General features: G+C 64.4%; 8 protein-coding genes and 1 tRNA gene. 7 read left to right on the top strand and 2 right to left on the bottom strand.

From position 1 onward, the window contains the following. Window positions 1-10 precede the first annotated feature (10 nt). From C8J26_RS00635 to C8J26_RS00625, 3 genes are all read left to right on the top strand, one after another. Window positions 11-86 (top strand) — tRNA-Thr (locus C8J26_RS00635). A gap of 644 nt (window positions 87-730) precedes the next feature. Next, window positions 731-1,141 carry a hypothetical protein gene (locus C8J26_RS00630; protein WP_107956332.1) on the top strand — a complete coding sequence of 137 codons (411 nt, stop codon included), beginning with the start codon at window positions 731-733 and terminating at the stop codon, window positions 1,139-1,141. 163 nt (window positions 1,142-1,304) lie between these two features. Then, entirely contained in the window at window positions 1,305-1,616 is a 312-nt protein-coding gene (locus C8J26_RS00625; RefSeq protein ID WP_107956331.1) for a hypothetical protein, read from the top strand. Between the two features lie 80 nt (window positions 1,617-1,696). Here C8J26_RS00625 and C8J26_RS20755 read toward each other — a convergent pair whose 3' ends face one another. Together C8J26_RS20755 and C8J26_RS20315 are read right to left on the bottom strand one after the other, a co-directional pair. Next, window positions 1,697-2,413 carry a site-specific integrase gene (locus tag C8J26_RS20755; RefSeq protein WP_244185097.1) on the bottom strand — a complete coding sequence of 239 codons (717 nt, stop codon included), beginning with the start codon at window positions 2,411-2,413 and terminating at the stop codon, window positions 1,697-1,699. A 430-nt stretch (window positions 2,414-2,843) separates the two neighbouring features. Next, entirely contained in the window at window positions 2,844-3,317 is a 474-nt protein-coding gene (locus tag C8J26_RS20315; RefSeq protein WP_167398749.1) for a hypothetical protein, read from the bottom strand. A 368-nt stretch (window positions 3,318-3,685) separates the two neighbouring features. Between C8J26_RS20315 and C8J26_RS00610 the strand changes: the two genes are divergently transcribed. From C8J26_RS00610 to C8J26_RS00595, 4 genes are read left to right on the top strand one after another with little or no spacing between them, the layout of a single operon-like run. Then, window positions 3,686-6,775, top strand: coding sequence for a TonB-dependent receptor (locus C8J26_RS00610; RefSeq protein ID WP_167398753.1), 3,090 nt, complete (start codon window positions 3,686-3,688; stop codon window positions 6,773-6,775). A gap of 54 nt (window positions 6,776-6,829) precedes the next feature. Then, the gene (locus C8J26_RS00605) at window positions 6,830-8,380 is read left to right on the top strand and encodes a tryptophan halogenase family protein (protein WP_107956328.1); all 1,551 of its coding nucleotides are present in this window, start codon (window positions 6,830-6,832) and stop codon (window positions 8,378-8,380) included. Continuing rightward, on the top strand, window positions 8,377-9,909 hold the full coding sequence (locus C8J26_RS00600; protein ID WP_107956327.1) for a tryptophan halogenase family protein: 1,533 nt from the start codon (window positions 8,377-8,379) through the stop codon (window positions 9,907-9,909). The genes C8J26_RS00605 and C8J26_RS00600 overlap by 4 nt, the downstream gene beginning before the upstream one ends. A 28-nt stretch (window positions 9,910-9,937) precedes the next feature. Next, a complete protein-coding gene (locus C8J26_RS00595) occupies window positions 9,938-12,142 on the top strand; it encodes a WD40/YVTN/BNR-like repeat-containing protein (protein ID WP_244185096.1) in 2,205 nt (734 codons plus the stop codon). Window positions 12,143-12,266: the final 124 nt, after the last annotated feature.

The raw sequence follows: 12,266 nt of genomic DNA, 5'->3' as shown, positions 1-12,266 counted from the left end.
CCGTCGTCGGGCCGCTTTAGCTCAGCTGGTAGAGCATCGCATTCGTAATGCGGGGGTCACAGGTTCGAGTCCTGTAAGCGGCACCATACTACAGAAGCGCGGACGAGCGGGGCGGATTTTAAGATTTGCTCGCGTTGCGCTGGACCTGCAGGATAATGTTGCTCAGATGTTCTCACCGCAGCAATAGGCGGGGGGTGGCATGGTCCAGGCATCAGGCACCAGTAAGCGAACCGCATTTTCACGGTGGCTACGGACGGGCATGGTGCCATCGGCGCTAGGTCCTGACCGTCTCGAACTCAAATTCAACCCATGGCATGATCCGGCGGACGGCCGGTTTACATTTGCAGGCGCGGGGCGCCATGATGGATCGACCCAAACCGATACGACGAGCGCCAGAAACGATCGTGTGCGTTCTGGGAGCGGTCGCGCTCCAAGCCTCGGGGATAATCATACGTCGCGGACCGCAAAACCGCCAAAGGCTGAAGCGCCCCGCGCCCGACCGCTCACGGGCGACGACCCGAAATCGGTAGAACGCAGGTCGGCCAAGGTGCAGTCCACGCGGATCCCGGGAGCGCGGCCCGGTGGTCAGCCGAACCCCGTCGCCGAATTTGTTGGTGGCGTCGGTCAGGGACTGTATGATGTTGGGGAAGGAACCGTGACGGGAGTCCATGTTGCGCTAACAACAAACCCGGTAACGACTGTTCGCAGCGCCGGCCGTGGCATCGCGGCCATGATCGACACCGCAATCACTGCTGAGGATACCCCGGCCCATATCCAGGCCTCCCGCGCGGTAAGCGCCGTTGCCAACGCCTCGGCGCGGGACATCGGTCGCGCTACAGGAAAGGTTGCTGGGAACGTCGCACTGGCGGTAGCGCCGGGGGCGGCGCTCTCCAAGGCTGCCGCATTGCGCCGACTTGCTATCGCGAGGCCGCGTATAACCTTTGACCCGCCGCAAATTGGCTGGGTCAAGGAGACGACCAAGTTAAAAAAGCCTTGGAAACCCTATAACGATTCGGCGCCCGGCGCGCGCGCCGGTCAGGCGCCAACGTTGATGCGGACGATGCCCAACGGTTCTAAGCGGCCGGTGAAGTTTGACGGCATTCAGGGCGATTATATGGTCGACCGAAATGGGCTGTCGTAAACAGGCCTCGTTCGCGGGCCCAGATTTTGCGGCAGTCTGAGGTATTAGCACAACACCGTCTGATCGGGACGTGGGAGGTCCCTACGCCTGTCGAGAAAACCAAGGCACTGAAACTGCTCAAGCAGATGAGCATCACGAACATCCACGTAAAGGTTCTGAAGCCATGATCGCTATGCAGGTTGCAGAAATTATCGCGGAGTATGCCGTGTTCCTCGAACTGACCGGCGACGAGGAACTTAACCCTGACACCGCCGTGAAGATGATGGAAGCCTTGGCTAGCCATCTTCAAGAAATGGACAAAGGATTTCTCCGTGAGCTCGTGAACGCGTTTCCCATCATAGCCGAGGAATATAGTGGCGAGGCGCAAGAAGTGGTGCGCAACATATCTTATGGCTACTATCTTGAAGATGCTCTTGCGGCTGACGACCCGGTCAAGCTGGCTACATTGGAAGCGTTGCGCGACGCGACGGGCTGAACGGCGGTAGTTGGATTCGCAGGAATCTCGAGGACCCATAACATAGCGTCTACCCTTATAACACTGACGACTGACCGAAATCATCCAATGATCTGATTGCTCAGCTTTGTCCATTGTAGGGCACCATTTTTATAAGCGACAAATTCTTGGTTTAACTTACATTTTGTCACTCCGATCTGCGCTGCTGCGTTTTCCTGTTTGGTGCGACTTCGGTGCATTGCACCGGGGGCGAGCTTCTCAAGGTCGGCCAGAATGCCGGTTAGTGCAGTGACGATGCTGGGAAATTCGCCGATCGCGTAGACTTCGGTCTGGCTGCCGTCGCTGTGGCCCATGAAGCCTTCGAGATCCCATTTCGTGGCGCCGCGGTTCCGAGCGAGCGTCGCGAGGCTGTGTTGCAGGAGATAGGACCGCCACTCGCGGCCCTTCGGCATTTCGAGCGTCGTGAGCATGGTGTCCCAAGCCCGGTCGACATCTTGCACCGGGCGCCCGTGATAATTGACGAGCCAGCCGCGGCCCGGGCGGGCGGCCGGTTCCAGATTCATGAACGTCGCGTATTCAGCGCGCAGCCAGCGATCGAGCGTTGGCAGAACGGGCACGAGTGCACGGTGCTTCTTGTTCTGCGTTCTTCCCTGGGGGTTCAGGTCGATCGTCGGGGCGCCCGGCCACCACTGCTCCCGATCGGGCGCGACGTTGATGTCTACAACAGCGCCAGGGCGCGCGAGCGTGCAGATCGACGCGATCAAGAATGCGTGCAGCGATCCGCGCTGGCGACCCGGCTCGGCTGCATAGGCAAGCATCTGTGCCAGTTCTGCGATCCCGGATCCGGGTGCGTCGCTTGCGCTGCACCTGGCGGGCGGGGAGGGGTTTGTAGATTGGTCGTTTGTCCGAGCGAGGCGGCTTGGCATTGGCCGCGTGATTCAGTGGCGCGATGAGTTGTGCGATCAAGGCCTCGGTCGCTGCTGGCGAGCGGGCGCGTGAAACGGTGCCCTGGCTTTTACCGTTTCGCCATTCGATAGGGTGCTGCTGTGATCGGGTTCGGAACGCGTGAACGAACACCGGCGCGCATGCCATCGCGCACGTCCTGGCATGGCCAAACCGCCCTTCGACACCGAAGGCCCCCTCTGCATCGAGAAATTCAACGACGTGGGCAAGGCGGCTCGCAATCGTGTTGGCGGAGGCGCGCGTGTTGCCCCCCCCCTGCGATCTGATAGTCGGCGATCGCGTCGGTCAGCAGGGACGCGTTGGCTTGGGCGAGCGATTGGCCTCACGCTTGGCAAACTGCAGCAACTTCGCCTCGCGCAGCTTGCGGGCGTGGGCGGGAAGCTGCTCGCCGCGGGACCTGCGTGCGGCAGCAACGTCTGGAATGTTCGGGTCGGACTCGCCGCGGTCCCTGTTGATGTTGAAGTTCAGCGTGGGGACCGTGATGCAGAGTTCGTCGGCCAGCCTGCCCTTGCCGAACAATCCGGCCGCGGTATCGAACCTCGTCATCCGGACCGCCGCGATCGGGAACAGGTCGCTGATCGTGGCGGTGGGACGAGTTGGCCGAGCGTGTCGTCCTCCCTCGTTCGCCGACGATCTCTCGCACCTGCGCAGCGCGCTCGACCGGGCGAGCATCGCGACTACCTTCGCATCGTTGCCGATCAGGCCGAAGCGTTCCTGCGGTTCGGAGCAGGGCTCGGGATCGCCGCCGGCTTGCGACACGGCAGAACGGGTGGGGAACCCAGACTAGGCCACCCAACTCGGCCGGCAGCAGCCGGGCGTTCCGTCCACGGCCACTGTGATCCGGTCCGCGAAGTGGAACAGCGCCAGAAGCGGGATGTCCGCAATGGCAGGCAGAGTTCCTCCGGGTTTCATTGAACAGGAGGGCAGGGGCGGCAGGTCGATGAACAACTTGGCAACGGTCAGATGCATGTCGGTAGGGCCAATCAACCCGCATCAACGAAATGACGAAAAATTCAATTGTCCGATAAAACTGATATCGCTAACAAGGCAGCAAGCGCCGTCTTGATAAGGTGCGTCGTCAGGGGTGCAACCTCCAAAATGAGGTCGCGGAAATGGGGGAGGATCTAATGAGCGCGTTTGTTACCGATTCGGATCGGCGCCGGAATAGCTTTGCTGCAATGCGCGCCGGTGTGTCCGTGGCGGCGCTGCTCGCAGCCGGCATTAGCGGAACTGCCTGGGCGCAAGCCGAGACGCAGGCCATATCGCCTGACACGACCCAGGCCGCGGCACCGGGGCAGGGTGTCGGGGACTCGGCAGCAGACCAGGCGGACGGTGATATCGTCGTCACGGGTCGTCGCGCCGCGCTCGAAGCCGCGGACGAGCGCAAGCGTCGCAGCGAGACCATCGTCGACTCCGTCGTTGCCGACGACGCTGGCAAGCTGCCGGACAACTCGATCACCGAAGTTCTGCAGCGCGTCTCGGGCGTGTCGATCGTCCGCTTTGCCGCACTCGGCGATCCCGATCATTATTCGGTCCAGGGGTCCGGCGTGCAGGTACGCGGCCTGACCGGTGTGGCCTCGCGTCTCAATGGCCGCGAGATCTTTAGCGCTAACAATGGTCGCGCGATCCTGTGGAGCGACGTGACGCCCGAACTGATGTCGGCGGTCGACGTCTACAAGGCGTCGACGGCGGACCTGATCGAGGGCGGCACCGGCGGCCAGATCGATCTGCGCACCAAGCTGCCATTCGACTTCAACGGCAAGTTCCACGTCGCGGGTACCGGCGAACTCGCGCTGGGCGACATGGCGAACAAGGCCGATCCGTCGGGATCGGTGCTGGTCACCGACTCGTTCGACACCCCGATCGGCCGGATCGGCCTGCTTGGCGACGTCGCGTTCAGCCAGTTCAGCTCGCTGTCGCAGTTCATCCGCGTCAGCCCCTATTTCAAGACCAAGCTCAGCGACGGCAACGAGCGCTACGTGCCCAGCGGTTTCGCGTATGGCGACGAGGCGTTCCAGTACAAACGCTACGGCATCTACGGCGCGGCGCAATGGGCCCCGTCGGACAGCCTGACCTTCACCGGCAGCTTCTTCCAGTCGCGCTACAAGAGCCAGTCGAGCGATTACGGTACGCAGCTCGATTCGCAGACTCTGGCGGTCGATCCGGCAAGCAGCAGTTTCGACAGCAATGGTTTGCTGACGAAGACGAACGCGCTCTTCAACCGCGACACCGGCACGTTCGCCCCGACGGGCGGGTCGGTCAACAGCAGCGGTAACAAGGGGTTCGTCGAGAGCAACACGCGGACGCGCGATTACTCGCTGTCGTTCGCCTGGGCACCCCAGGACAGCCACCTGTCGCTGAAGGGCTCGCTGCAGCGCGTCGATTCGCGGCAAATCTATGATCGCCTCGATATCTTCCGCGATGTCGGTTTCGGCCAGAGCTTCGGCATGGATCTGACCGGCGACCTGCCGCAGATCAGCGTCAGCCCGGCGACGCAGGCATCCTTTGCGGACCCGGCGAATTATTTCTGGACCGCGTCGATGCCGCACAACGAGCGGAACAAGGGGCGGCTGGACGCAGGGCAGCTCGATGCCGAGTACACGTTCGACGACAGCTTCTTCCGGTCGGTCAAGGTTGGCGGCCGCTACGCCAAGCGGACCGAGCGCGATCTGGCGAACGGGTATAACTGGACCGCGCTCGGCCGTGGCTGGAACGGCGACCCGCAGCTGACCTACGCCAATGCGGCGCCGGGCGACGTCGCCAGCCACGCGTTCAAGGACTTCTTCCGCGGCGACACGACGCTGCCTGGCAACCTGATGTTCGCGTCGGAAAGTCTGGCGGACCGGTTCAACGCCAACCGCACCGGCCTGGTGCAGTCGCCGCCTGCCGGCTTCTGTACTGGTATCGAATCCAACTGCTCGGCCGCCGGCCCACTGCCGGTCACCGGCTATGGTGGTCTGTCCGGGATCCGGCCTGTCGGGTTCGTCCTGCCGGGCGACCAGGTCGAGAACAGCACCAAGAATATCGCGGGCTATGCGCTGGTACGCTTCGGTCCCCAAGAGAACGCGCGCGGCATCTCGGGTAACATCGGCGTTCGCGTCGTGCACATCGAGAACGAGGGCAGCGGCTTCATCCAGCAGAATGGCGGGACCGTCTTCATCCGCAGCAATGGCGTTCAGCAGACTCTTGCGAACACCTTCCTCGCGCGCGGTGGCAAGGCGGACTTCACGCGTGTCCTGCCGTCGATCAACCTCGAATATTCGCCGACCGACAGGATCAAGGTGCGCGGCGGCTATAACATCACGATGGACTTGCCGTCCTTCAACGCGCTGCGCGCGTCGGGTTCGATCGGCGTGGCGACGACACCCAGCCAGACTCCGGGCGGGATCGGGACGTTCAACAACTTCACCGCCGACACGGGCAATCCGTTGCTCAAGCCGACGCTGTCGAACAACGTCGACATTTCGCTCGAATATTACGGGCGCGCGGGCACGTCGTTCCACATTGCCCCGTTCTACAAGCGGCTGACCAACCTGCCGATCTACGCGCTGACGACGCGGCAGGTGACGGTACAGTATACCGACGGGACGACCGAGAACGTGTCTGCATCGGCGACCGACTACAGCAACTCCACCAAGGCGGCGACCGTCAAGGGCGTCGAGGTCGGCGGCCGCTTCTTCCTCGACATGCTGCCCGGCGCGCTGGCCGGGATCGGCTTCGAGGGCAATTACACCTTCATCAAGAGCAGCAATCCGGGCGACGTCTACCGCGACATCACCGGTGCCGCCAGGAACGACGCGCCACTCGTGGGGCTGTCGAAGCACAATCTGAACGCAACGCTGCTCTATGAGCGCAATCCGATCTCGTTGCGGATCGCCTATTCGTGGCGCTCGCAATATCTGCTGTCGACGAACAGCAACGGCACGAACGGCACGTATACCTATTACAGCGCGCCGGGCGTCGTCAGCAATCAGGATGGCGGGCTCGACACGTCGACCCAGATCGCGCTGCCTATCTATGGCGGCAACTACGGGTCGATCGATGCGGGCGTCCGCTTCAAGGTGACCGATTATCTTTCGTTCGGCGTGCAGGGGACCAACCTGACCGCGTCGACGCAGCGTACGCTGATGGGCGGCTATCCCGGCGGCAAGCTGGTCGGGCGCAGCTGGTTCCAGGCCGATCGTCGGATCAGCACTGGCATCAACCTGGCCTTCTGACGATGATGCACCGCTCGCCGACACCATGCCGGCGAGCGGCAGAGCGAGGCAGCGATGACCAAGCGGATCCTGATCGTGGGCGGCGGCACCGCCGGGTGGCTGACCGCGGGCTATCTCGCCAAGCGGCTGGGCGCCGACCTCCCGGCGGGCGTGGCTATCACGCTCGTCGAGTCGCGTGACATCGGGATTCTCGGTGTCGGCGAGGGGACATTCCCGACGATACGGCGGACGCTGGCGACGATCGGGATCGACGAGGCCGATCTGATCCGCCGGTGTGGCGCGACATTCAAGCAGGGCGCCAAGTTCGTGCATTGGCGGCACGCGCCAGGGCAGGGCCCAACCGATCATTATTCGCATCCGTTCCAGGTCGCGGACTCGAGCGACGGCCTCGACCTGCTGCCCTATTGGCTGCTGGGGCACGGCGGCACGGAGAATTGGGACGAAGTTTCCAACCCGCAGAAAAAGGCGGCCGACCGGCATCGTGCGCCGAAATTGGCATCGAACCCCGATTATGTCGGGCCGCTGAATTACGCGTTCCATTTCGATGCGGTGGCGCTTGCCGGATTGCTGCGCGAGCAGGCGGTGAAGAATGGCGTCCGGCATCTGACCGATACCGTGAACGAGGTGCTGCTCGACGCCGACGGTGCGATCGGCGGCGTGCGTACCGAGCGCAACGGGATGCTCGACGCGGATCTCTACATCGACTGCACGGGCTTTCGCGCCGAACTCATCGGCAAGGCCATGCGGATCCCGTTCCGCTCCTGCCGCGACGTGCTGTTCTGCAACCGCGCGATCGCCGCGCAATTGCCTTATGCACGGCCCGACGAACCGATCGCGTCCTATACGATTTCGACCGCGCAGGAGGCGGGGTGGATCTGGGACATTGGTCTCGATCGCCGACGTGGCATCGGCCATGTCTATTCGTCCGACCATAGCGACGATGAAGCCGCCGAGCGCGTGTTGCGTGGCTATCTGGGCGCGGCGGGCGAGAAGGCCGACGTACGCCACTTCAAGTTCGAAGCCGGCTACCGCGAGGTGAACTGGTACAAGAACTGCGTCGCAGTCGGGCTGTCGAGCGGCTTCTTCGAGCCTCTCGAAGCGACCGGCATCGCGTTTGCCGAGGTGTCGGCGGGCATGATCGCCAACCTCTTTCCGTGGGGCGGCGATTACGAGACGTCCGCGCGTCAGTTCAACGCAAACATGCTGCGCCGCTACGAACGCGCGCTCGATTTCATCAAGCTGCATTATTGCATCTCGGAACGGCGCGACACGGCGTTCTGGCGTGACAACGTCGCCGACGCGTCCGTGCCGGACAGCCTGTTGGAAATGCTCGATCGATGGCGGTTCCGGCCGCCTAACGAGCTCGATATCGACGGGCAGATCGACATCTTCACCGAAGCGAGCTGGCAGTACGTCCTGTACGGCATGGGCTGGAAGACCGACCTGAGCGCCAAAGCCGGGGTGCTTCGCTATGGCGACGACGCACGCCGGGCGTTCGCGGAGGTACAACGCCAGGCGCGCTATGCGATCGCCAATCTCCCGTCGAACCGCGATCTGGTCGCCTACGCCCAGTCTCACAGCTTCGGTGGACGGGCGGCGGCGTGACGGACACGCGGCCCGGGCAAATCACCAAGGTCGTTATCGTCGGTGGCGGCACCGCCGGCTGGATGGCCGCGGCGGCGCTGTCCCGGCTTGTCGCCGGTGGCGTTTCGGTCACGCTGGTCGAGTCCGAGGAGATCGGCACCGTCGGCGTCGGCGAGGCGACGATCCCGTCGCTGCTCGACTATAACCGCATGCTCGGGATCGACGAGGATGCGTTCGTCCGCGCGACCGGCGCGACGTTCAAGCTTGGGATCGAGTTTCGCGACTGGCGGCGGCTGGGCGAGGCCTATCTGCACCCGTTCGGCACGCATGGCCGCGATATCGACGGCGTTTCCTTTCACCAGCTCTGGCTTCGGCAGGCCGCCTCGGGCACCCCCGATCCTGGCCCGATCGGCGACTATTGCCTATCCTCCGTGGCGGCGCGGCGCGGGCGGTTCACCCGGCCAAGCGCCAACCCCCAGTCGGTCCTGTCGACCTTGTCCTATGCTTTCCATTTCGACGCAGCGCTGTACGCGCGGTTCTTGCGCGACATGGCGGAGCAGGATGGCGTGGTCCGCGTCGAGGGACGCGTGGTCGCGGTGGACCGGGACGCCGAAACCGGTTTTATCGAGGCGGTGCGGCTCGAAGGCGATCGCCGGATCGAGGGCGAATTGTTCGTCGACTGCAGTGGTTTCCGGTCGCTGCTGCTGGGTGAAACGCTGGATGTTTCGTTCACGAGCTGGAAGCAATGGCTCCCCTGCGACCGCGCCTGGGCGGTGCCGAGTGCGCGACAGGGGCCGCTGACGCCCTATACGCGGGCGACCGCGGATACGGCGGGGTGGCGCTGGCGCATTCCGCTCCAGCACCGCGTCGGTAACGGCTATGTCTATTCCAGCGCGCACATCGACGACGACGATGCGAAGCAGGCGCTTCTGGCGGGGCTCGATGGCGCGGCGCAGGGCGAGCCCCGCCAGTTGCGCTTCGAGGCGGGGCGGCGTGAACGCCTGTGGGACCGGAACTGCGTGGCGATCGGGCTTTCCGGCGGTTTCCTCGAACCGCTCGAATCCACCAGCATCCACCTGATCCAGTCGGGGATCACGCGCCTGATGAGCCTATTCCCCGATCGCGGGTTCGGCAGTGCCGAACGCGACGAGTATAACCGCGTCATGCTCCGCGAATACGAGCAGGTGCGCGATTTCATCATCCTGCACTACCATGCCACCGAGCGCTCGGATTCGCCGTTCTGGGACCATTGCCGGACGATGACGGTGCCGGAGTCACTGCTCGCCAAACTCGGCTTGTGGTCGGGGCGGGCGAGGGTGTTCCGCGAACAGGGCGAGCTGTTCACGCCCGACAGCTGGGTTGCGGTGCTGCTCGGCCAGGGCGTTCGCCCGGACTCGTTCGATCCGCTCACGGCGGGCCTGCCGCCGTCCGAAACCGCGCGGTTCATGGCGCATATCCGTGACATGATCGACAAGACTGCGGCGGCGATGCCAATGCACGAGGATTTTATCGCCCAGCACTGCGCGGCACCGTCGCGGCGGTCCGCGTAATCCCGATGACGCGCAACCAATGACGCGCATGACGCGATTCTGGCGGCCAATCATCGCGACGCTGCTGATGGCGCTCACCACCCATGGTTCGGCGCGGCCGCCCGAGGTGGTTCCGTACCACTGGACCAACGTGAAGGTGGGGGCAGGCGGATATGCTCCCAACATCGTGTTCAGTCCGGCGGAACGCGGGCTCGCCTATCTGCGGACCGACATGGGCGGTGCGTATCGCTGGGACGACACGGCGCGCCGCTGGCTGCCGCTGCAGGACGGCAATGCAACGCCGAGCTATATGGGGATCGAAAGCATCGCGCCCGATCCACGCGATCCCGATATCGTCTACATGGCCGCGGGGATGAACGCCGGCCAGCCCGCGGCGATCCTGCGATCGGCGGATCGCGGACGGGTCTGGCGGGTCACGCCGGTCCCGTTCGCGATGGGCGGGAACGAGGATGGTCGCGGGTTCGGCGAGCGGCTGGCGATCGACCCCAACCAGACGCGTCGGCTGTTCTTCGGCTCGCGCCACGACGGGCTGTGGCGCAGCGACGATGCCGGCGCGACGTGGAGCAAGGTGACCGCCTTCCCCGTTGCCGGACTCGGCCGACCGGCGTGGCGCCGGACGCATGGCGGCGTGGCGTTCGTCGCGATCGACCCCATGAGCGGAGGCGCGGGTAAGCCGTCCCGGCGGATATGGGCGGGCATCGCGGATCCGGGCGCGGTGCATCTCTACCGCTCGGACGACGAGGGCGAGACATGGGGCGCGGTTGCGGGCCCGGCGCTGCTGGCCGCCAAGGGCGTGATCGATTCACGCGGCGTATTGTGGGTCGGCTATGCCAGCGGGCTCGGCCCGAGCGGCATCGCGACGGGGGCAGTGTGGCGCTACGATCCCGGTGGACGTGGCCGCGACGTTACGCCGCGAACGTGGCGCCAAACCGGCGCGGAGGGTGCGTTTCTCGGCGTCGCGGTATCGCCGATGGCTCCTGGTACCGTGGCGGTCTCGACGGTCGATCGCTATCGCCATGGCGACTCGCTCTGGCTGAGTCGCGATGATGGCCGCACATGGAACGATGTCGGTACGCGCAGCCGCCGCGACGTGTCGAAGACGCCGTTTCTACTGCATGAAGGCAAGGGTGCCGATTTCGGGCACTGGATCTCCGGGCTGGCCATCGACCCCTTCGATCCGACGCATGTTGCCTACACGACGGGCGCCACGGTCTATGCATCCCGGGCCTTGCGCGCCACGGGAGGGGTGGATTGGGTCCCCTGGACCGAGGGTATCGAGCAGACCGCGGTGATCACGCTCGCATCGCCGACCGGTGGCGCGCCGTTGCTCTCCGGTTTTGGCGATCTCGCCGGCTTCGTCCATGACGATCTCGACCGCTCGCCACGGCCAACCTTCGTCAATCCCTATATGTCGAATACGAACAGCATCGATTACGCAGGCCTGGCGCCGAACGTGATCGTGCGCAGCGGCAGCTTGTATCTCGACCGGCCCCGGCAAGCGTCCATGGGCCGGTCCGACGATGGCGGTCGCACATGGACAGAGATTGTTTTGCCACCGATGGGCAACCCGGCCAGGCGTGAAGACCTGAATGGGGATTGGCCGATCAGTGTATCGGCGGACGGCGCGACGATGATCGTGGCGACCCCGGTCGCACAAGTTTCGCGTGATGGCGGACGTCTCTGGTCGGCGGTTCGCGGCTTGCCGGGCAAGACCCGCGCTGTGGCCGACAAGCGCGATCCGCGGATCTTCTATGCCGTGGATGTTGGCCGCGGGAAGCTGTTGGTATCCCGAGACGCCGGGGTCAGCTTCGCACCGCTGGCTAGCCATGGCCTACCTGCGGATCTCGCCCCGCTAGGCAGGCAGGGCCGCGAGGCGCAAAGTTCACTCCTTTCGGCCCCCGACCGTACGGGAACCCTGTGGCTGCAGGCAGGCACGCAGCTGTTTCGCAGTTCCGACGGCGGCATTAGCTTCGTATCGGCCACGGACCGGCTCAAAGTCGAACTCTTCGGTCTGGGCCGAAACGGCGTGTTTGCGGTCGGGACGCTCGGCGGCGTCAGGGGGGTGTGGCGCTCGATGGACGCGGGGCGGTCTTGGGTGCGTATCGACGACGACTCGCATCGGTGGGGCGGGCGCTACCGCGTCGTCTCAGGCGATCCCCGGCGCGAAGGTCGCGTCTATCTCGGCACGGATGGACGCGGCGCGTTCTATGGCGATCCCGCAAAGGCGCGGTGAGTTTGTTACTTCGCCATCCATTCCGAGCCGTGCCCCGCTGCTGGCCTTGCCACGTTCGTTGGCGATATGTTTCGATGAACGAACGGTGGAAGTCGGGAACAGGGAACCTCGCTCTGCGCGTCCG

The organism is Sphingomonas aurantiaca (assembly GCF_003050705.1).
In the GTDB taxonomy this organism is placed as follows: Bacteria; Pseudomonadota; Alphaproteobacteria; order Sphingomonadales; family Sphingomonadaceae; genus Sphingomonas; species Sphingomonas aurantiaca.
Note: the sequence above shows the minus strand (reverse complement) of the source record. Positions and strands in the feature narration are given on the sequence as shown.